This is a genomic window from Solirubrobacter soli DSM 22325, assembly GCF_000423665.1.
Classification (GTDB): Bacteria; Actinomycetota; Thermoleophilia; order Solirubrobacterales; family Solirubrobacteraceae; genus Solirubrobacter; species Solirubrobacter soli.
In genome coordinates, this window is sequence record NZ_KE384072.1 from 258,470 (window position 1) to 279,001 (window position 20,532).

Sequence of the window (20,532 nt, forward strand, 5' to 3'; positions counted from 1 at the left end):
CCGTCCGCGTTCTGGGCGACCGCGATGTCGGACGTGAGCACGCCGCCCTCGGACGCCCACCCCGACCAGCCGCCACCGGGCGAGACCTGCCACTTGTGCCAGAGCGCGCCGTCGGTGCCGCGCACGAACGCCTCCAGGCGGCCGTCGGCGTTGCGCGCGACGGGGATGTTAGACGTCAGGACGCCGCCCTCGGACGCCCATCCGGACCAGCCGCCGTTCGGCGTGACCTGCCACTTGTGCCAGAGCGCGTTGTCGGTGCCGCGCGCGAACGCCTCCAGGCGGCCGTCGGCGTTGCGCGCAACGGTCGTGTTGGACGTCAGGACACCGCCTTCGGAGGCCCAACCGGACCAGCCTCCGGGGAGCGCCACGTTGTCGGCGGCCCACATCGCCGAGTCGATGCCGCAATCCCCGTAGGCGATCCGGAAGAACCCGCTCTCGCCCCAGCCGGCACCCCAGCTGTTCTTGGCGATCCAGCAGCGATCGGTGTCGCTGTAGCCGACGATGCACACACAGTGGCCGCCGCGGAGCGCGCCGCTGACGTGGCGATAGACGCCGCTGCGGTACGCGTAGAAGTCGTCGTAGACGTTGAAGCAAGCGGCGAGCGGCCCGGAGGATGCCAGCCACGCCTTCATGTCATTGACGTTGGTGATCTTGTGCCACGCCGTGACCTTGGTGACCCGGTTGCCCCAGTCCCCGCAGCGGTTGCAGGGCTGGTCATGGGCCGTGTAGGGGAAGCACGCCTCGTCGCACACGCCCTGGGTGCGCGCGCCCTCGAAGGACTGATCCGGCCACCAGCCGTTGGCGCAGTTGCGGCCCTGTGACGCCGCGATGCAGTAGAAGAGATGCGCCTCGGAGAGGTCGATCCCGAGCCCGGGATTGCCGCTCGCGACGCGGGCGCGCGCCTCGATCGTGGCAGCGGTGCCGAACGCGACGCACGAGCCGCAGCCGCCCTGGTCGCGGATCGGGCCGACGTACGAGCGACCGCCCACGTTGCGCCAGTCCTGTGCGGGCGGCGCGCCGATCTCAGCTGCAGGCGCCGCCGCGGCGGCCGCCTCGCGCGCGATCTCCTCCTGCTCCTCCAACGTCGGCTCGCCGGGGCCCGGGACGTAGCCGAGACGGAGGTCCCGCTCCTCGGCGGACAACTGCAGCAGCGAGGTCTCGCCCCACTCCCAGTCCGGGTTCGCGGCCTTGACCGCGGCGACGATCGGATCGCTCATGTACGGCTCCCAGCAGATATCGATGTACGCATCGATACTGAGGAGCCTTGACGGATCGCTTTAGATACCTACACCTTAGTCGAGCGCGACGAGCCCGACCGAGCGCAGCCGGTCGGTGTCGCCGATGACCAGCGTCAGCGCGCCGAGCACCTCGGCGCGGTCGCCCAGCACGCTGCGCATCACCCGCACCGCTTCCGCCGCGCCGGGCTGCGCGTGGCGGTCGACGGCCTCGCGGATGCCGTCCAGCAGCGGCGTCCCGGCCGCGCTCAGGTCGCCGCCGACGACGATCGCCGCGGGGTTGAGCGAGTTGCAGAGATCGCCGAGCGCGTGGCCGATCGAACGGCCCGCGTCGTGGATCACGCGCAGCGTCCCGGGGTCGCCGGCCGCGGCCAGCTCGAGCATCCGCGCCAATGTCAGACCGTCGCCGTGGACGGGTCGCAGCACGCCGAGGAGTGCGGTGCCGGACGCCACCGTCTCCAGGCAGCCGCGGTTGCCGCACCGGCAGACGACCCCGTCCTGGCGCACCTCGACGTGCCCGATCTCCCCCGCGTTGCCGGTGACGCCACGGTGCAGCCGCCCGCCGAGGATGATGCCGGCGCCGATGCCAGACGAGACCTTGACGTAGATGACGTCGTCGAGCCCGCGCGCGGCGCCGAACGAGAACTCGGCGAGCGCGCCGAGGTTCGCGTCGTTGTCGACGTCGACCGGCACGCCGAGGCGACTCGAGAGCTGCTCGGCCGCGTTGAGCCCCGACCAGGCCGGGAGGATCACGGAGGACCCGACCCGCCCGGTGCGGCGGTCGATCGGCCCGGGCAGCCCCATCCCGGCGCCGACGACGCGTTCGATCCCCAGCCCCGCCTCCTCGAGCACCTCGGAGACCATGCTCGCCGCCAGGTCGAGCGCGAGCTCGGCCGCGGTGTCCACGTCGACGTCGACGCGGCGCTCGGCCAGGACCGTCGAGGAGAGATCGGCGACCGCCACCCGCAGGTGCCGGTGGCCGAAGTCGACGCCGAGCACCGCTCCCGCCTTCGGTGCCAGGCGAAGCAGCGCCGGCGGGCGACCGCGCCCCTGGCGCTGGGCCTCGACCTCGCTCTCCACGACCATGCCACGCTCGAGCAGCGTGGTGAGCAGTGACGTGATGGTGGTCCGCGAGAGGCCGGTGACGCGCATCAGGTCGGCGCGGCTGGCGCTGCCCTCGCGGCGCAGCGCGTCGACGACGGCGAGCTGATTCGCACGACGCAGCGACTCGAGCGAACCACCACCCGAGGCGACGGCTGAAGGATCGTGCACCCCGCAACTCTTAGCAGTCGCCCGCTGTGCGGGGGTGAGCGTCGGACGGTCGTCGCGCTGCGCGGCGCCTCAGACCCGGAACGCGCTCACGAGCTGCTGGAGCGCCGCGGCGGTCTGCGCGAGCTCGTCGCCGGCCGCGGCGATCTGCTGGGTGGCCGCGGACGACTGCTGGGTCGCCGCGGACACGTCGGCCGTCGCGTCCCCCGCCTGGCGGGCGATCTCTTCGACCGCTCCGGTCGCGATCGACATGCGCTCGATGCACGTGGAAACGCTCGTGATGCCCTCCGACAGCGAGTGGAACGCCGTCTCGGTCTCGCGCACGGTCGCGTTGGAGGACTCCGCGAGCTTGCGCACCTCGTCGGCGACGACCGCGAAGCCGCGGCCCTGCTCGCCCGCACGCGCGGCCTCGATCGCGGCGTTGAGCGCCAGCAGGTTGGTCTGGTCGGCGATCGCCGAGATCTGGCTCGTGAGCGCGAGACCCGTCTCGGCCAGGCGGCTCGCACGCTGCGCCAGCGCCTCGGCCTCGCGATTGATGTCGCGCGCGGACTCGATGCTCTCGATCTGGCGGCCGGCGCCCTCGGCGACGTTCGCCGACAGTCGCGCGATGTTCTCCATCGCCGCACCGGTCTCGGTGGTCGTGCTCGACATCTGCTCGGAGGCGCCGGCGACACGCCCCGCGGTGTCGCGGATCGAGTCGATCATCTCGGCGATCGAGCCGAGCGTCGCGTTGTAGGACTCCAGGCCGCCCTGAGCCTTCCCCAGCATCATGTTGAACGTCTCCCCCAGTCCGCCCAGCTCGGTGCCGGGCTTGCTCGTCAGTGGTGTGGTGGCGGGCTGGACCCGCTTGGTCAGATCGCCCTCGGCCATCGCCGACAGCCCGTCGCCGAGGCCGGTGAGGCAGTGGTCGCTGAGGCTGTTCAACCGGACCTGCAGGTCGTCGAGGCAGCTGTGGTCGCCGAGCGCGCCGCGCAGCTTCTCGCCGACGGCGTTGTACGTCTCGAGCGCGGACTGGGCTTGCGTGAGCATGGCATTGAAGAGCTCGATCAGCTCCTGCGTCTCGGGGTCGTCCGAGCGGGTCTCGATCGGCGTGGTGCGCGGGAACACGCGGACGGTCAGATCGCCGCGGGACATGGCCTCGAGGCCGGCGACGAGGTTCGTCAGGCAGTGGTCGTGGAGGCTGCGCAACCGCAGCCGGAGCGCTTCGACGCTGGGGTCGGGCGCCGCCTCGACCGGGGCCGGGCGACGGATACGGAGGGAGATTGACACGTCAACCAGCATCGGCACCGGATGAGGGTCCGTCGCGCGTCTTCACCCGGGTGAAATCGCCGCGCCGGTCCCCAGCCGGTGCCGATCTACCGGGGAGATGCCTCGCCAATGGGACGACTCCGCGATGTTCGCCGCCGCGCTGGCGGCGCTGAATCTGATCGGCGCGACGCTGTCGGTGCTCTGGCTGGTGCTCCCGCATCCCGACGGGGTCGACGAGCAGGTCATCGCGTGCGCGACGATCGCCGCCTACGGGCTCGGTGGGTTCCTCCTGCTCGAGCGCCACGCGAAGCCGTTCTGGATGTTCCAGGTCTCGATCGCGCTCGACACGCTCGTGATCAGCGTCGCGCTGGTCGCGACCGGGGATCCGAGCAGCGTCTACGCGTTCTACTACCTGTGGGCGACGCTGTACGCCGTCTGCTTTTTCTCCCCGCGCCAGATCGCGCTGCAGGCGCTGTGGGTGTGCACGGCGTACGCGGTGTCGCTGGCGTTGATCGGCGGGCGCGAGCCGGCGGCCCTGGTGTCGCAGTGGCTGCTGCCGATGGTCACGTTGCTCGCCGCGGGAACGCTCGTGCGGCGGCTGACCGCGCTGCTGCGGCGCAGCGAGACGGCGTTGCGCCATGACGCGGCGCACGACGCGCTGACGGGGCTCGCCAACCGCGTGCGCTTCGACGAATGCCTCGACGCGGCGCTGGCCGACCCCGGCGACGGGCCGGTGGCGGTCGCGTTCGTCGACCTCGACCACTTCAAGCGCGTCAATGACAGCCTCGGGCATGCGGTCGGCGACGCGCTGCTCGTTGAGGTCGCCGAGCGCCTGCGCGCGAACGCCGAGCCGTCCACCGTGTTCGCCCGCTTCGGCGGCGACGAGTTCCTGGCGTTGTTCCGGACGGCGGAGTTCAAGGCTGCGGCGCGACGGCTGCTGGAGGCCTTCGAAGCGCCGTTCCTCGTCGGTGGCTACGAGCTCGCCGTGACCGCCAGCGTGGGCGTGGCGGCCGCCCGCCCCGGCGAGGACGCCCAGGTCGTCCTCTGCCACGCGGACACCGCGGTGTACTGCGCCAAGCACGAGGGTCGGGCGGCCGCGGCCGTCTTCGACGACTCGATGCGCTCCGCGGTGTCCGAGCGGCTGCGGCTCGAGCACGACTTGCGCAAGGCGCTCGAACGCGATGCGCTGCGCGTCGCCTACCAGCCGATCGTGTCGCTTGCCGACGGCACGATCGTCGGAGCCGAGGCGCTGGCGCGCTGGACGCATCCCGAGCTCGGGCCGATCGCGCCCGACGTCTTCATCCCCGTGGCCGAGGAGACGGGGCTGATCCACCTGCTCGGCGAGCGGGTCCTGGCCATCGCCTGCCGCGACGCCCGCGCCTGGGCCGCTGCCGACCCCGAGTTCCGGGTGTCGGTCAACCTCTCGCCGCGCCAGCTCGAAGCGATCGACCTGGTGCCGCGGATCGAGCGCACGCTCGCCGCTTCCGGGCTGCCGGCCGGCAAGCTCCAGCTCGAGGTGACCGAGACCAGCGTGCTCTCGCGCAGCCCGCAGACGGCCGAGAACCTCCGCGCGCTGGCGGCCGCGGGCATCGGCCTCGCGCTCGACGACTTCGGCACCGGCCACTCGTCGCTCTCGCAATTGCGCAGCGTGAACTTCGACGTGATCAAGCTCGATCGCAGCTTCATCGCCGCCGACCGGACGCCCATCGGGGACGCGATCCTCGAGGCGGTGGCGACGATCGGGCGCGTGACGGGCGCACGGGTCCTGGCGGAGGGGATCGAGACCGACGAGCACCGCGAGCGGGTGCAGCGGCTCGGCTGCGGGTTCGGCCAGGGCTGGGAGTTCGGCCGTCCCGTGAGCGCCGCGGCGTTCGGCGCTCAGCTCGCGGGGTCGTCGATCAGCCCGAGCGCGACGGCGCGCGCCACCGCGTCGTCGCGAGAGCTGACGCCCAACTTGCGGTAGAGCGCACGCAGGTGCGACTTGACCGTGTTCGGCGAGAGGAAGAGCGCCTCGCCGATCTCGCGCACGGTCGATCCGGGGAGCAGCCGCAGGACGCTCAACTCGGCGGGTGAGGGCGCCATCATCGGCGTGTCGCTCGTCTCGCGCTGCTCGGTCAGCGCGCTCCGCAGCTCGTCGACACGCGCGGTCAGGCGCCCGGGATCGATCGCGACCGCGAGCAGCTCGGCGGCGCGATCGAGCGAGACCGTCGCGGCCTCGACGGACTCGCGGCGCAGCTGGATCGCGGCCAGCTCAAGCAGCGCCCACGCGCGCCACAGCTCACCCTGCTGGGTGTTCCGCGCCGCGGCTTCCGCGGAGCGCTGAGCGACGCCGAGGCGACCCTCGGCATTCGCGACGATCGCGTCGGCGAGCAGCGCCCGTGGGTCGGCGGGCCGGGCCGTCAGGCTGACCGCCCGGCTGATCTCGAGCGCCTGATCGACGTATTCGCGCGCCGACCATGGCCGCTGATGCCAGGCGGCGAGGATCGCCATGGTGGATGCCGCGATGGCGAGGCCCAAGGGCCGTTCGGGGGCATCGGGATCCGCGAGAGCCCGCTCCGCCGCGTCCTCCGCGCCCTCGTCGTCGCCCGCGAGCAGGCGGGTGATGCCGAGGACCGCCAGCGCCGCGACCCGCAGGTTGCGATCGTCCTCGGCGAGCGCGGCAGCCGCGGCGGCCAGGTTGACGGCCTCGCCGATGTCCTCGGTGTGGCCGGCGTGCACGAGCTGGAACGCCGCCGCGCCCGCGGCGTCCGCGTCGGCGGAGCGCGCCAGCGCGAGCAGGCGGCGGATCTGCGGCGCGGGCTGGCCGACGGCGTGCGCCGCGACGACCGCCGCGACCAGCGCGTCCGGGTGCTCGATCAGCGCGGCGCGCGGGAGCGCCGTCGTCCAGCGGGCGAGCGTCGCGGCGCGGCCCGTGCGCAACAGCCGGAACTGGTGCGCCTCGATCAGCTGCGCGAGCGCTTCCCAATCGGCCGCGGCCGCCGCGTACTCCGCCGCCGCCTCGACGCGATCCTGCTCGAGCGACCACGCGAGCGCCCGCTCGCGCAGATCGCGCGCCCGCGTGGCATCGCGGGCCTCGAACTCGGCGAGCAGCGTGTCGCGCAGGACGCTGTGGTAGCGGTACCAGCCGAACTGGTCGGTCAGCGGGACGACGAGCAGGTTCGACTCCTGCAGCGCTTCGAGCCGGTCGTGGCTGCCCGTCGTGGCGAGGGTCGCGTCGCACAACGCGCCCGACAGCTCCCCCAGGACCGAGGTCTCGAGCAGGAAGTGGCGCGTGGCGGGATCGACGTCGGCCAGCACCTCGCGGGTCAGGAACTCGTGCATGTAACGCCTGGAGCCCTTCAGCGCGTGGATCGCCGTCTCGGGCGCCGCCTGCTCGCGCAGCCACAGCGCTGCGAGATAGAGCGCCGCGGGCCACCCTTCGGTGCGGGCCGTCAGCGCCTCGACGGCCGCGTCCTCGAGCTTGAGGCCGTCGACGGCGATGAACAGCGCTTTGACCTCGTCGGCCGTGAAGGCGAGCAGCGGCGAGCGGATCTCGGTCAGCCGTCCTTGCGCCCGCAGCCGCGCCACCCGCAGGCGCGGCAGCGTGCGCGTGATCGCGATCAGGCACGTGTTGGGCGGGAGCATGTCGGTGGAGACGTCGAGCGAGCGCAGGCTGTGCTCGTCGGTGATCGCCTGCAGGTCGTCGAGCGCGATCACCAGCGGGCGCCCGTCGGCGGCGAGCGCCGTGGCCAGCGCGTCGATCGCCGGCCGCGCGTGGGCCGTCGGCCCCTGCAGCCGTAGCAGCGCGTCCCGGCCGACGCCGGGGCGCAGGCGCTCGACGGCGGACGCGATCGACGACCACAGCCGGACGAAGTCGTTGTCGCTGTCGTGCAGCCGCGCCCACGCGACCTGGTGTCCGGCCGCGTTCGCCCAACTCTCGACCGCGACGGACTTGCCGTACCCCGCGGGCGCCGCCAACAACGTGAGCGAGGTGCTCCAGCCGCGGTCGAGAGCGGCGGCGACCCGTGGGCGCGCGACGATCCCGCGCCGTGACATCACTGACACGTGCTGTTGGATGCCGGTCACGGTCGACTGTCACGGATCCTCCCAGACCGCGCGCGGGACGTCCTCATGCGTATCGGGTGACGCGATCTGCGACGATCGCCGGGTGTCCGTCGAAGGCAAGACGGCGGTCGTCACCGGAGCGGCGACCGGGATCGGGCGCGCGACCGCCGCGTTGCTCGCCGCGCGCGGCGCTCGGGTCGTCGTCGCGGGACTCCAGGGTGAACTGCTGCGCTCGGTCGCCGATGAGATCGTCGCCGCGGGCGGAGATGCCGTCGCGGTCGAGGCCGACCTCTCGGTCGAGGGTTCCACGGACGCGGTCGCGGCCGCCGCCTCGTCGGTCGGCGGCGCCGACATCCTCGTCAACAACGCCGCGATCTACCCGATCGGTCCGTGGCATCAGGCCACCGCCGCCGAGTGGGACGCGGTCTTCGCCACCAACGTCCGCGCGTACTTCCTCCTCGCCCAGGCCCTGCGTGGGCAGATGCTCGCCCGCGGCGGCGGCTCGATCGTCAATGTGGCATCGGTGACCTTCTTCTGGGGCGAGGTCGAGCTGCTCTCCTACGTCGCCTCAAAGGGCGCCGTCGTCGGCTTCACCCGCTCACTCGCCCGCGAGGCCGGCCCAGAAGGCATCCGGGTCAACGCCGTCGCGCCCGGCGCCTTCCCCACCGCCGCGACCGCGATCCACGCCGACCAGGACAAGCTCTGGCGCGATGTGTTGGCGGCCCAGTCCTTGAAACGCCGCGGCGAGGTGGAGGACGTCGCGCGCGCGATCGCGTTCTTCGCGGGTGACGACAGCGCCTTCGTGACGGGGCAGACATTGCTGGTTGACGGTGGGTGGATGCGCAACTAGAGGGCAGAAAGGCGTGCACTGAGGCGGGTCGTGGTGTTGGACACCCCTGTCCACGCCTGGCTTCCGTGATTCGCTGTGCGGAACGTCCATCTTCGCTCCGAGGGGGTGTTAGCCACCACAACCGATCTCGCATGGTCTCCGTACGGGGCCGGGGCGCCGCAGCGGCCCCCTCCCTCAGTGCTTGCCGTCAATCAGCGCACGACCAGCCCGACGTACAAACCACGCCCGCTCCATCAAGCGCGCACGACGACCTCGTCACCCACGACCGTCACGTCGAACACCCGCAAGGAGAGGCGCGGATCGGCGAGGCAGCGCCCCGTCGGGACATGGAACTCGAGGCCGTGCCACGGGCAGGCGATCACCTCGCCCTCGTACGCCCACCTCGGCGCCCACCCGGATTCCGCGTCGGCGATCAGCGTGCCGACGAGCCGGCGCGCCTCGCACAACGGGCCCGTCTGGTGCGGGCAGACGTTGGGGAGTCCGTAGAACCGACCGCCGATGTTGAAGACGCCGATGCGGCGACGGCCCACGGTCACCACCTTGTGCGTTCCGGGCGGGAACTCGGCGAGCCGGCCGACGACGGTCTCGGTCATCGAACGCGGCGTCCATCCGCGCCGATGCGCAGCAGCGACAGCGCGTTCTCGCCGAAGACCTTGCGGCGCACCGTGTCGGTGAACGGGATCTGGTTGACCTTGCGTGGGTGGTCGAAGTCGTGGTGCGGCCAATCGGAGGCGAAGATCGTGGTGTCCTCGCCGTCGTAGAGCTCCATCAAGGTGACGAGGTCGCGGAGGTTCTCGGGCTCCTCGACCGGCTGGGTCGCCACGTAGATGCGCTTGACGTAGTGGCTGGGGCGCTCCGTGAGGAACGGCACTTCGCGGCGGCGCTCGAGGTATTCCTTGTCGAGCCGGTTGCAGACGAACGGCATCCAGGAGATCCCGGCCTCGGTGACCGCGATCCGCAGCTCGGGGAACCGTACGACGACGCCGGTCGAGACCATGCTGATGATGTTGGCCATGATCGAGAACGTGTGGCTCGTCGAGTGGCGCGCGAACTCGGTGTCGAAGCCGTGGTTGTTGAACGGGAACACCGGCGAGGTGACCGTGACCGCGTGCAGCATCACGGGGAACCCAGCGTTCTGGGCGGCGTCGAAGATCGGGTCGTAGCGGCGGTCACCCCACAGCGGGTCGAGCCCGGCGCACGGCAGATAGACCGCGACGACCGACTCCGAATCCGCGTAGCGCGCGATCTCCCGCGCGGCGTCGGCCGGGTCCTGCGGGCAGGCGACGATCGCGGCCAGCAGCGACGCATGCCGCGACGTCCACTCCTCGACCAGCCATTCGTTGTACGCGCGCGCGAGCGCGGCGGCGTAGGCCGCCTGCGGCAGCACGGCGATCTTCAGCAGATGATCGGGGAACAGGACCGCGAGGTCGATGTGCAACTCCCCCAGCTCGGCCGCCATCTGCGCCGGCGTGTGGACCATCCGGGTCGCCTCGTGCGAGCTCGGGAAGCGGGCGGTCAGCGTGCCGTCGCCGCCGGGCGAGAACCCCGGGATGTCGAGATAGCGCTCCGGCACGCCGGCCACCGTCCGCAGCGCGACGTCCCACGGCGGGTCGCAATACGGCGCGAGGGCGCCGGGGCTCTCGTGCACGTGGACGTCGGCGTCCACGATCAACAGGTCGTCAAGCGATGTCAATGTCCTGCCGCCGCGCATGATCACGCACCGCGGCGGCCAGCTCGTGACCGAACTCTGGGTACGGACCGAGCCGCGCGTTCACCTGGTCGGTCAGCGAGCGGAGGTCACCGTCCCCCTCGCGCACGGCCTCCGCGACGTGCTCGTTCCACGCGCGCGAACGTTCCAGGAACGCGCCGACCTCGACGTCCACCGGGAAGTGCGCGGTCAGCAGCCGCTCCGCCGACAACGCCTCGACGCGCGAGATCGTCGCCTCGTAAGCCACCGTGTCGTAGATCCGCGGCGGGATCAGCAGCCGCCCGGCGCGGTCGCGGATGCCGCGGTCGAGGATGGCGTCGATCAGCACGAGGCTGCGCGACCGCGGGTCCCAGAGGCCGAGATGGCCGGGCGTGTGGCCCGGGAGGTGCAGGACCTCAAGCGTCCACCCGTCGCCAAGGTCGAGGACGTCGCCGTCCGACAGTTCGTCGTCGACCGGGGTGTCGCCGCCGAGCTCGGCCTCCAGGAACGCACGGTCTTGGGCGCCAGGCCCGAAGCCGTAATGCCCGTACCACAGATAGTTGCCCGCGAGCATCGCCGCCGGGTTCTCGATCCACGCGCGGTCGGCGGCATGGCAGGCGAAGCGGGCGCCCGCGAAGCGCGCCCGGACCGCCGAGTTGCCGCCGCAATGGTCGACGTCGGCGTGGCTGGTGATCACCAGGTCCGGCGCGCGGCCGAGTTGCGAGAGGGCGGGCACGAGCACCGGGTCCGGCGTCGATGCCAGACCCGTGTCGACCAGCACCGTGCGGGCGGTGCCGGTCAACACGTACTGCGCCATGAACCGCGGACCGAGGTCGGACTCGACACGATGGATGCCGGTCGCGACCTCGGTCAGCGTGTACGGGGCGCTAGTGATGGCCACGGCCCGCCGAGAAGTTCAGGACCGTGGTCGAGGTGTACTTCTGGCCCGGGTTCAAGACCGTGGACGGGAAGTTCGCGTGGTTCGGCGAATCGGGGAAGTGCTGGGTCTCCAGCGCCAACCCGTCGCCCTGGCGGTACTGCCGGCCGCTCGTGCCATAGAGCGTGCCGTCGAGGAAGTTCCCCGAGTAGAACTGGATGCCCGGCTCGGTCGTGGAGAACGTCAGCTGGCGCCCGCTCTCGGGATCGCGCAGCGTCGCCGCCTGGACCATCTTCCCCGGCGAGCGCTGGTTGAGCACCCAGTTGTGGTCGTAGCCGCGCCCGAAGACGAGCTGCTGGAAGTCACCGCGGATGCGCTCGCCGATCGTGTGGAACGAGCGGAAGTCCATCGGCGTGCCCGCCACCGGGTCCAACGTGCCGGTGGGGATCAGCGTCGCGTCGACCGGCGTGTAGCGGTCGGCGTTGAGCTGCAGCTCCTGGTCGTAGATCGTCCCCGAGCCCTCGCCCGCCATGTTCCAGTAGGCGTGGTTGGTCAGGTTGATCACGGTCGGCGCGTCCGTGGTGGCCTCGTAGTCGATCCGCAGGTTGTTCTGGCGGTCGAGCCAGTAGGTCACGGCGACCGCGAGGTTGCCGGGGTAGCCCGTCGTGCACGGCGGGGTGCTCGGCCTGCTCGGCGTGCAGCCCTCGCCGGCCGGGCTGTTGTAGGTCAGTCTCAGGCCGATGGCGCTGCCCGTACTGACCCCCGTCGCCTTCCAGACCTTCACGTTGAAGCCCTCGAACCCGCCGTGCAGGCTGTTCGGGTCGTTGTTGATGTCCAGCGAGTAGGTCGTCGAGCCGAGCGTGAAGCGACCCTTGGCGATCCGGTTGCCGTAGCGGCCGATGATCGCGCCGAAGTACGGGTTGCTCTTGATGTAGGCCGGGCTGGTGTAGCCCGCCAGGTCCTTGAAGCCGAGCGTGATGTTGGCCATCTGGCCGCGCCGGTCGGGAACGTCAACGCGCTGGACGATCCCGCCGTAGGTGATGATCGAGACCGACATCCGCCCGTTGGAGAGCGTGTAGCGGTCGACGTTCTGGCCGCCGACGGATCCGAACGGCGTTTTCTGCATGGTCAGGCCGTCGTGCTTGCGCGCAACGGCAGATGCAGGCATCACCCCCAGCGCGACGACGCCGGACAGCAGCAGACAGCGGAGCGCTCTCATGTGTCCTCCTCACCGCAGGAGCACCCTGGACCGCTGGAATGTCAGCGCTAACATTTCGATTTGTCAAGCGAATCGCGGCGGCGCTGTGCTGGACCGTACGACCAACTCGGGCGTGACCTCGAGGTGGGGAGTCGCGTCCCCGGTGGGCTCCATCGTCTCCAGCAACAGGCGCAGGCTGCGGCGGCCCATCTCGCCGAAGTCCTGCCGGATCGTCGTCAGCGGCGGCAGGAAGAACTCGGCCTCGGGCACGTCGTCGAAGCCGACGACGCTGACGTCTCCCGGGACCGAGCGGCCGGCCTCGTGCAGCGCCCGCAACACGCCGAGCGCCATCTGGTCGTTGGCGACGAAGACCGCGGTCACGTCGGGATCGAGCGAGCGGCCGAACTCGTAGCCGGCGCGCGGGCTCCAGTCGCCCTCCGGCGCCGGCCGGATCTCGGCGCCCGCGGCGACCAGCGTCGCCCGCCACCCGGCGACCCGCTGCTGGGCCTCGAGATAGTGGTTCGGGCCGGCGATGTGCGCCACCGTGCGGTGGCCGAGCTCGAGCAGATGGCGGGTGGCGATCGACGCGCCGGTGAACTGGTCGATCGCCGCGACCGGGATGACGCCCGCCGGCCCGGCCTCGACGGCCACGATCGGAAAGCCCGCCGGCGCCTGCATCAGCGCGTGCGCGGCACCCTCGTACGGGGCGATCACGAGGATCCCGTCCACCCCCTGCGCGCGCAGGCGTTCGACCGCGTCCAGCACGGACGGCAGATCGAGCGTCTTGAGGCTCACGATCGTGATGAAGTAGCCCGCCTCGTGCGCGGCCTGCTCGATGCCAAACAAGGTTGACGCCGGGCCATAGAGCGTCGTGTCGAAGCTGACGACGCCGAGCGTCTTGGAGCGCCCGGTGACGAGCGCGCGGGCCACCGGGTTGGGCCGGTAGTCGAGCTGCGCCATCGCCTGCAGCACCCGCTCGCGCGTGGCCGGGCGCACCGCCTGGCTGCCGTTGATCACGCGCGACACGGTCTGGTGCGACACGCCGGCCAGGCGCGCGACGTCGGTCATCACCGCAGGACGGCGCCGGTCCGTTCGCCGCCTGTCGGGTGGAGCGCTCAAGTGACCGCCGAGCCTAGCCGCTCCCTACGTGCGCTGGGCAGCGGCGCGGGCGCGGCGGTACTCGTCGACGACGATCTCGTTGAGCTCAGCGACCGACGTCTCGGCGGTGGGTTTGTCGAACGTGATCTCGCCGTCCTGGATCAGGTTCACGCGGTCGCACGACTCCAGCACGTGCACGTAGTTGTGGGCGATCATGATGATCGAGACACGGCCTTCAGCTCGCAGGCGGGCGACGAGGTCGAGGATCATCGCCCCCTCCTTCGCGCCCATCGCGGCGAGCGGCTCGTCCAGCAGGATGATGTCGGCGTCGGAGTGCACGGTGCGTGCGACGGCGATCGCCTGGCGCTGCCCGCCGCTCAGCCGCGCGACGGGGACGTTGAGCCGCGGCACGTTGACGCCGATCTCGTCCAGCGCCGCGCGCGTCTCGCGCCGCATCTGGGCGCGCGCGAGGAACGGGATCGGGCGCTTGACGAGCTCGCGGCGCAGGAACATGTTCTGCGCGACGTCGAGCTCGTTGACCAGCGCGAGGTCCTGGTAGACGCAGTCGATGCCGAGCGAGCGGGCGTGGTCGACCGAGCGCAGCTCGACCTCGTCCCCTTTGACGACCACCCTCCCTTCGTCGGGCTTCTGGAAGCCGGAGAGGATCTTGATCAGCGTCGACTTGCCGGCACCGTTGTCGCCCAGCAGCCCGAGCACCTCGCCCTTGCCCAGGCGCAGGTTGATGTCGCGCAACGCGGTGACCGGGCCGAAGCGCTTGGCCACGTTCTCGACCCGCAGGACGTCCTCAGACACCGCTCCCCCTCCGCACGCGGCCGACGTAGACGTTGATGATCATCGCGACGAGGATCGCCACGCCGAGGATGAAGTCGAGGTAGTCCGCGTTGACGCCCTCGAGCACCAGGCCGTCGCGCAGGACGCCGAGGAAGAGCGCGCCGAGCAGCGCGCCGAACGCCGTCCCCTGCCCGCCCGCGAGCAGCGTCCCGCCGATCACGGCCGCGGAGACCGCCCGGAACATCGTCTCGGCGGCGCCCGCGGTGTCGGGCGTCACAGAGCCTGACCGGGTCGCCTCCAGGATCCCGACGAACCCGGCGAAGATGCTGCAGACGATGAAGTTGCGGATCACGACGATCCGCACCTTCACACCCGCCTCGGCGGCGCCGTGCTTGTTCCCGCCGACGGCGATCGTGTACATGCCCCAGCGGGTCAGCGTGAGCAGGACCTGGACGCCCGCGACGATGATCAGCGCCCAGATCAGCTCGGAGTACTTGCCGGCGCCGAAGATCCTCGCGAACGTCCCGACCTCGTTCACCCGCTCCTGCAGGACGATGTCCTGGCCGTTGACGGTGTGGTGGACGTTGACCACCTTCGAGGTCACCTCGGCGCCCGGCATCTCGACCGGCGCGGCGTGCGAGATGATCAGCGTCAGGCCCGCCAGCGCGAGCAGCATGCCGAGCGTCGTGATGAACGAGGAGACGCCGAAGACCTCGGTGATCACGCCGTTGAGCAGGCCGACGAAGGCGCACACGACAAGCGCCGCGATCAGGCAGGCCACGAGCGGCAGACCGGCCTGGTTGAACTCGTAGAAGATGAACGGGCAGAACAGGTAGACCGACCCGATCGAGAGGTCGATCTCGCCCTGCACCATCAGCAGGACCTCGCCGACCGCGAGGATCGCGAACGGCGCGAAGTACGGCAGCAGCGTGACGAAGTTCGCCGTCGTGAAGAAGCGGTCGACCTTCAGCGAGAAGTACAGGATCGCCAGCAGCGTGACGACGGCGATGCTGCCTTCGCGCAGCGTCAGGAAGCGCTTGAGGAGCTCGCCCGCCCTGGGCCGCGGGGTACGCGCGGGTCTCGGGTCAGGAGGTGCAGCCGCAGGGGCGGGCGCGGTCATCGCTCACTCAGGCCTTGGCCACGCCGGCCTTGTCCGAGGTTCCCTCATAGCGGCTCTTGGTGTCGTTGTACGGCGCAACCGTCGTCTTGTCGAGGAACTTCAATCCGGTGTTGGTGTCGGCGATCCCGCTCAGGGTCTGCGACGCCTGATACATGAACAGCTGCAGGATCGGGATGAAACCCTGCAGGTACGGCTGCTGGTCGATCGTGAAGTCGAGCTGATCGGCGGCCAGCAGCTTCTGCGTGATCGGCGTGAGGTCGTAGCCACCCGCCTTGACGCCCTTGGAGCGGAGGTCGTGCTTCTGCATCGTCTGCGCGATGCTCTGCGTGGAGCCGGCGTCGACCGCGAAGTAGCCCTTGGTCTCCGGGTGGCCCTGCGCGTAGGCGTCGATCACGCTCAGCTCGGCCGGCACGGCGGCGCCGGTCGCGATGACGTGGGTGGTGATGCCCTTGCCCGACTTCTTGATCACGTCCTGGGCGCCGTCGATGCGTGGCTGGATGTTCGACGCGCCGGGCGTGGCGATGAACAGCGCGACGTCACCCGACGGGACGAGGTCGATGATCTTCTTGCCCATCTCCTGACCGGACAGGAAGAGGTCCTGGCCGATGTAGCAGAGCCGGTTGTTCGGCTCGTCCGCGTTGTAGGCGACGACCGGGATCTTCGCCTTCAGCGCCGCGTCGGTTGGCGCGTTGAACGCCTTCTTGTCGACCAGGCACACGCCGATCCCGTTCGACCCGCCGGTGATCGCCGTGTTCATGGCGTTGGCCATCTCGTTGACATTCGCGTTCTCGGAGCCCGTCCACTGGTAGGAGCAGCCGAGCAGCTTGCACGCGTCCTCGGCGCCGTACTTGGTGGGCACGAAGAACGGGTTGGTCGTCACGTGGTTGACGAGGGTGAACTTCAAGCCGCCCTCGCTCCCGAACACGTTCTGGCCGGAGTCCTCCGCGGCCGCGGCGGTCGCCGTCGCCTTGGAGCTGTTGCCGCTCGACCCGCACGCGCCGAGCATCGCCGCCGCAAGGCCGGCAGCACCTCCCGTGAGCGCGGTGCGCCGTGTCACCGCCCGCCATTTCGTGACGGGCGTCTGCTCCTGCTTGCCCTCGGCCCATTCGAGGCGCTCGAGGGCATCGTGGACGGGGTCGAGCTCAGACATTGTGCTCCTCCTCCAGCGTGTCGACGGCTGCGACGTTAGCGCTCACATTCGTGGTCCGTCAAGCGGGCGCGGGCGCGGCGTAGGGTGATGGATGTGGAACTGGAGAACATCGACGCCGAGCGCACCGTCCTCGTCGCGCTGCGCGCGAGCGACGCCGACGAACTCGCCGGTCTGCTCGACGAAGCGCAGCTGCGCGAGTGGCTGCGCGCGCAGGACCTGGACGAGCTGCGCGACCGCTTCGCCGGCTGGGAGACCCGCCGTTCCCCGGACGGCGACGAGCAGTGGCTGAACTGGATCGTCCGCGAGCGCGGCGACGGTCGCGCGGTGGGCTGGGTGCAGGCGACCGTCCGCGGGGCCTCCGCGAGCGTCGCCTACGCGCTCCTCCCCGCCGAACGGGGCGCGGGCGCGGCTTCGGACGCCGTCCGGGCGCTCGTGCGCTGGCTGCGCGACCGCCTGGCCGTCACGGTCGTCACGGCCGAGATCGACGAGTCCAACGCCGCCTCGGCCCGGGTCGCGGTCGCCGCCGGGTTCGAGCGGACGATCCGCCGCTCCGGCGACGAGGTCGTGTGGGAGCATCGGACGACGCATTGAGATCCGTCGCTCGGGATAGGGTCAGGGAACCATGAGCGCCCGCGAGTCCGTCGCCGACCATCTTCGGCTCCTGGTGGAGTCGCAGCCGGAATACGCGATCTTCCTGCTCGACACCGACGGCCACGTGCTCACGTGGAACGACGGCGCTCGGCGCGTGAAGGGCTACACGGCGGACGAGATCATCGGCCAGCACTTCTCGGTCTTCTATCCGGCCGAGTTCGTCGAGGACGGGCTGCCGGAGCGGATGCTCGAGTCGGCCCGCGCCAACGGGCGTCACGAGGCCGAGGGCTGGCGGCTCCGCAAGGACGGGTCCCGCTTCTGGGCGGACGTCGTGATCACCGCGTTGCACGACGAGCAGGGCAAGCTCGTCGGCTACGGGAAGGTCACGCGCGACCTCACGAGCCGCCAGCTCGCGAGCGAGCAGCTGCGGTCGTCCGCGGCCGAGCTCCGGATCGCCAACGCCGAGCTCGAGCAGTTCCGGCTGCTGGTCGCGAGCGTGCGCGATTACGCGATCTTCATGCTCGACGTCTCGGGGCGGATCCGGACGTGGAACCGCGGCGCCGAGAACATCAAGGGCTACTCCGCCGACGAGGCGATCGGGCAGCACTTCGAGCTCTTCTACACCGACGAGGCGCGCGCCCGCAAGCACCCGGCGTACGAGCTCGAGGTCGCGTCGCGCGAGGGCCGCTTCGAGGAGGAAGGCTGGCGCGTGCGCAAGGACGGCACGCAGTTCTGGGCCAACGTCGTCATCACCGCGCTCCACGACAGCCGCGGCGTCCTCGTCGGTTTCGCCAAGGTCACGCGTGACCTGACCGAACGGCGGCGCGCGGAGCAGCAGCTCGAGGCGTCCGAACGGCTCGCGCGCGTGGAGGCCGCGCGCCAGCGCCGCCGCAGCACCGCGCTCGAGCAGGTCAGCCGCGCGATCGTCGCCCAGCTCGACCTCGACGAGATCCTGGCGACCGCGACCGACGCCGCCATCGAGCTGATCGGCGCCGCCTACGGCGCGTATTCGCCGACCCTCGCGGACGACGTGGACTTCGGCGAACCCATCCGCAGCTACCTCGCGGTGCCGATCACGCTCGCGAACGGCGAGGCGGCGGGCGGGCTCTGCTTCGGCCATCCGGAGCCGGGCGAGTTCGACGCCGAGGACGAAGCCGCGGCGCTCAGCATCGCTTCCTCCGCCGCGGTCGCCATCGGCAACGCGCGGCTGCTGCAGGCGGCTCGGCGCGAGACCGCGGCGCGCGAGGTCGCGCTGCGCCAGCGCGACCAGGTGGCGGTCGCGCTGCAGCAGAGCCTCCTCCCGCCCGACCTGCCGGAGATCCCCCGGCTCGAGCTCGGCGCCCACTACCACGCCGGCACCGAACTGGTCGGAGGCGACTTCTACGACGTCTTCGCCCTCAGCGAGGGCGCGTGGGGCATCGTGCTCGGCGACGTCTGCGGAAGCGGGCCCGAGGCCGCGTCCCAGACCGCCCTCACCCGCCACACGGTGCGAACGGCGGCGATGTTCGACCCTGCCCCGGCGACCGTCCTCCACGCCCTCAATCGTGCGTTGCTCCGCTCGAGCACAACGCGCTTCACCACCGCGGTCTTCCTGCACCTGCAGATCGTGGGCGATGCGGTGGAGATCTGCGTCGCGAGCGGCGGTCACCCACCCGCGCTGATCCAGCGCGCCGACGGCAGCTTCGAGGAGACCGCCGCACGCGGCCAACTGCTCGGCGTCACCGACGTCGCGGTCTCGGAGTTCGAGGTCGCCGAGTACCGGCTCGGTGCCGGCGACACCCTCATGCTCTACACCGACGGCCTCACCGAAGCCCGCCGCAACGGCGTGCTCTTCGACGTGGCAGGCGTGAAGGCGACGCTGACGCGGCTGCGCGGCGAGCCGCCGACGACATTGGCGAACGCGCTCGTCGATGACGCGCTCGCGCACGCAGCCGCCCCGCTGCGCGACGACGTCGCGATCGTCATCGCCCGCGTTCTCTGACTCCGGTCACGGCCACCGACCGGTCCGGCCCGGGTTGGTCGTTCGTGGTCGGATACGCGATCAACACGCGCAAACGCGTGCACAAGCGAACGGTCGAATTGGCACACCGCCGGGGGTGTGTTACCTCGCTCCCGCTATGCGGGAGTCAATCAACACACCCCCACGCGCATGTCCCGCCGCTCGCTCAGACTCGATCACGTATCGGTGCGGCCCACGGCGTCCGTGCGCGATCACGTCGCGATCGTGAGTCATTGCAGGATCTGGGCCTGCTTGGCCAGCGCCTCGACGAGGAAGGCGTCGGCCTCGTGGGGGCGGTTCTTGTAGCGGGCGTAGGCCTTGGCGATGATCGCCTTCTCCTCGTCCGTGAACTCTTCCTTGTTCGCCTGCTTGGCGACCAGGGTCGGCTTGATGCGGGCGAGGTCGGGGTCCGGGCCTTCGTCGGGGACCGGCCCGCGGATCTTTTCGGCGAGAGCGGCCTGCGGGTCGTTCTCGGGGAGCGGCGAGGCCTTCGCGGCGGCGGCGACGAGGGGCGGGATGTCGTGCTCGACGGCGATCTCGCCCGCACTCTTGTCGCGCGCCATGAGGCGGGCGACGAGGAAGTCCTGCTCCGCGTGACGCGCCTCGTGGTAGACGGTGCTCAGCAGTTGGGCGGGTGCCTCCGGGCCGCCGCGCATCGCGAAGTCCGGGTCGACGCTGATCGACCATGACTTCTTGTCGAAGTGCGCGTTGCCGCCTCCCTCCTTGCGGATCGGTCCGACGGTGGGAATCCCGGCCGCCGTGAGCCGCTGGTTGATCGCGGCCTGGACGGCGCCGGCGCGCTCCTCGAACGAGCTCATCGTGGCGATCGCGGCCCCGGCGCTCGCGGACGCGTTGGCGAACGCCTCGACGTTCGACGGCAGCGCGAGACCGCCGAAGCCGAGATAGGTGAAGACCGCGTCGCGATCGGCGACGGGCGTGCCGACGATGTAGAGCTCCTGCGCGATCCCGACGACCCCCGCCTCGTCGACGCCCGTCTCCTTGCGCATGACGATCTCGTCGGCGAGGTTGAGCCGCTTGGTGTCGACGCCGGGGGTCGCGAGGTGCGCCTGCAGCCACTCCTCGCGCGGTGACCAGCCCTCGACGGTGCCGAGCAGGTTGGCGAACGGCGCCTGGCTGAGCTCGGGCGCGCCCGCGACGGGCGGGGCGGGGACGCCGCCCGCGGCGCCGGGAGCATTGGCGTTGGCGGCGGCCGGGGCGGGTGCGGGCGCGGCGGGTGCGGGCGCGGCGGGTGCGGGATCGCGGGCGAGCACGGCCGCGCCACCGCGTGCGGCGGTGCCGGCCGGCGCCGGGGCGCCGCTCCGCGCGGCCTCGCCGGCCAACCCGGGCGCGCCGCTCCGCGCAGCCTCGCCGGCC

General features: G+C 71.2%; 17 protein-coding genes. 4 read left to right on the top strand and 13 right to left on the bottom strand.

Annotated elements, in window-relative coordinates; genetic code table 11:
- The 3 genes from G569_RS55675 to G569_RS66215 form a co-directional block, all read right to left on the bottom strand.
- A partial coding sequence (locus G569_RS55675; RefSeq protein WP_053227714.1) for a C1 family peptidase occupies positions 1–1,217 on the bottom strand: 1,217 nt, incomplete at its 3' end.
- 75 nt (positions 1,218–1,292) lie between these two features.
- A complete protein-coding gene (locus G569_RS0140155) occupies positions 1,293–2,507 on the bottom strand; it encodes an ROK family transcriptional regulator (RefSeq protein WP_028067586.1) in 1,215 nt (404 codons plus the stop codon).
- 69 nt (positions 2,508–2,576) lie between these two features.
- A complete protein-coding gene (locus G569_RS66215) occupies positions 2,577–3,773 on the bottom strand; it encodes a methyl-accepting chemotaxis protein (RefSeq protein WP_169542356.1) in 1,197 nt (398 codons plus the stop codon).
- Between the two features lie 97 nt (positions 3,774–3,870).
- On the opposite strand from G569_RS66215, the gene G569_RS55685 reads away from it, so the two are divergent.
- Positions 3,871–5,715 carry a putative bifunctional diguanylate cyclase/phosphodiesterase gene (locus G569_RS55685; RefSeq protein ID WP_084286239.1) on the top strand — a complete coding sequence of 615 codons (1,845 nt, stop codon included), beginning with the start codon at positions 3,871–3,873 and terminating at the stop codon, positions 5,713–5,715.
- Here the strand turns inward: G569_RS55685 and G569_RS65790 are convergent.
- Positions 5,631–7,817 (bottom strand): helix-turn-helix transcriptional regulator, encoded by a 2,187-nt coding sequence (locus G569_RS65790; protein WP_157592637.1) that lies wholly within the window; start codon positions 7,815–7,817, stop codon positions 5,631–5,633. The genes G569_RS55685 and G569_RS65790 overlap by 85 nt on opposite strands.
- 82 nt (positions 7,818–7,899) lie before the next feature.
- Between G569_RS65790 and G569_RS0140175 the strand changes: the two genes are divergently transcribed.
- Entirely contained in the window at positions 7,900–8,646 is a 747-nt protein-coding gene (locus G569_RS0140175) for an SDR family NAD(P)-dependent oxidoreductase (protein WP_053227716.1), read from the top strand.
- 233 nt (positions 8,647–8,879) lie between these two features.
- Here the strand turns inward: G569_RS0140175 and G569_RS0140180 are convergent, their stop codons facing one another.
- The 8 genes from G569_RS0140180 to G569_RS55695 form a co-directional block, all read right to left on the bottom strand.
- Positions 8,880–9,239 carry a Rieske (2Fe-2S) protein gene (locus G569_RS0140180; protein ID WP_028067590.1) on the bottom strand — a complete coding sequence of 120 codons (360 nt, stop codon included), beginning with the start codon at positions 9,237–9,239 and terminating at the stop codon, positions 8,880–8,882.
- A complete protein-coding gene (locus tag G569_RS0140185; protein ID WP_245602711.1) occupies positions 9,236–10,339 on the bottom strand; it encodes an amidohydrolase family protein in 1,104 nt (367 codons plus the stop codon). Before G569_RS0140185 ends, G569_RS0140180 begins: the two co-directional genes overlap by 4 nt.
- The gene (locus G569_RS0140190; RefSeq protein WP_028067592.1) at positions 10,326–11,234 is read right to left on the bottom strand and encodes an MBL fold metallo-hydrolase; all 909 of its coding nucleotides are present in this window, start codon (positions 11,232–11,234) and stop codon (positions 10,326–10,328) included. Before G569_RS0140190 ends, G569_RS0140185 begins: the two co-directional genes overlap by 14 nt.
- The gene (locus G569_RS0140195; RefSeq protein WP_028067593.1) at positions 11,221–12,429 is read right to left on the bottom strand and encodes an aldose epimerase family protein; all 1,209 of its coding nucleotides are present in this window, start codon (positions 12,427–12,429) and stop codon (positions 11,221–11,223) included. The genes G569_RS0140190 and G569_RS0140195 overlap by 14 nt, the downstream gene beginning before the upstream one ends.
- Before the next feature lie 63 nt (positions 12,430–12,492).
- A complete protein-coding gene (locus G569_RS0140200) occupies positions 12,493–13,476 on the bottom strand; it encodes a LacI family DNA-binding transcriptional regulator (RefSeq protein WP_028067594.1) in 984 nt (327 codons plus the stop codon).
- A gap of 75 nt (positions 13,477–13,551) precedes the next feature.
- The gene (locus G569_RS0140205) at positions 13,552–14,319 is read right to left on the bottom strand and encodes an ATP-binding cassette domain-containing protein (RefSeq protein WP_028067595.1); all 768 of its coding nucleotides are present in this window, start codon (positions 14,317–14,319) and stop codon (positions 13,552–13,554) included.
- Complete coding sequence (locus G569_RS0140210) at positions 14,312–15,418, bottom strand: ABC transporter permease (protein ID WP_053227717.1); 1,107 nt, start codon at positions 15,416–15,418, stop codon at positions 14,312–14,314. The genes G569_RS0140205 and G569_RS0140210 overlap by 8 nt, the downstream gene beginning before the upstream one ends.
- A 7-nt stretch (positions 15,419–15,425) precedes the next feature.
- On the bottom strand, positions 15,426–16,568 hold the full coding sequence (locus G569_RS55695) for a sugar ABC transporter substrate-binding protein (RefSeq protein WP_084286240.1): 1,143 nt from the start codon (positions 16,566–16,568) through the stop codon (positions 15,426–15,428).
- Between the two features lie 93 nt (positions 16,569–16,661).
- On the opposite strand from G569_RS55695, the gene G569_RS55700 reads away from it, so the two are divergent.
- A complete protein-coding gene (locus tag G569_RS55700) occupies positions 16,662–17,159 on the top strand; it encodes a GNAT family N-acetyltransferase (protein WP_211233218.1) in 498 nt (165 codons plus the stop codon).
- A gap of 31 nt (positions 17,160–17,190) precedes the next feature.
- Entirely contained in the window at positions 17,191–19,140 is a 1,950-nt protein-coding gene (locus tag G569_RS63440) for a SpoIIE family protein phosphatase (RefSeq protein ID WP_053227719.1), read from the top strand.
- 248 nt (positions 19,141–19,388) lie between these two features.
- Here G569_RS63440 and G569_RS65010 read toward each other — a convergent pair.
- On the bottom strand, positions 19,389–20,532 hold a 1,144-nt coding region (locus G569_RS65010), incomplete at its 5' end, for a hypothetical protein (protein WP_211233219.1).

Excerpts from the sequence above, each read along its gene's own strand:
- G569_RS0140195 (WP_028067593.1), bottom strand. The coding sequence starts at position 12,429 with ATGAGAGCGCTCCGCTGTCTGCTGCTGTCCGGCGTCGTCGCGCTGGGG.
- G569_RS0140210 (WP_053227717.1), bottom strand. The coding sequence starts at position 15,418 with ATGACCGCGCCCGCCCCTGCGGCTGCACCTCCTGACCCGAGACCCGCG.
- G569_RS0140200 (WP_028067594.1), bottom strand. The coding sequence starts at position 13,476 with ATGACCGACGTCGCGCGCCTGGCCGGCGTGTCGCACCAGACCGTGTCG.
- G569_RS0140180 (WP_028067590.1), bottom strand. The coding sequence starts at position 9,239 with ATGACCGAGACCGTCGTCGGCCGGCTCGCCGAGTTCCCGCCCGGAACG.
- G569_RS55695 (WP_084286240.1), bottom strand. The coding sequence starts at position 16,568 with ATGTCTGAGCTCGACCCCGTCCACGATGCCCTCGAGCGCCTCGAATGG.
- G569_RS55685 (WP_084286239.1), top strand. The coding sequence starts at position 3,871 with ATGCCTCGCCAATGGGACGACTCCGCGATGTTCGCCGCCGCGCTGGCG.
- G569_RS63440 (WP_053227719.1), top strand. The coding sequence starts at position 17,191 with ATGAGCGCCCGCGAGTCCGTCGCCGACCATCTTCGGCTCCTGGTGGAG.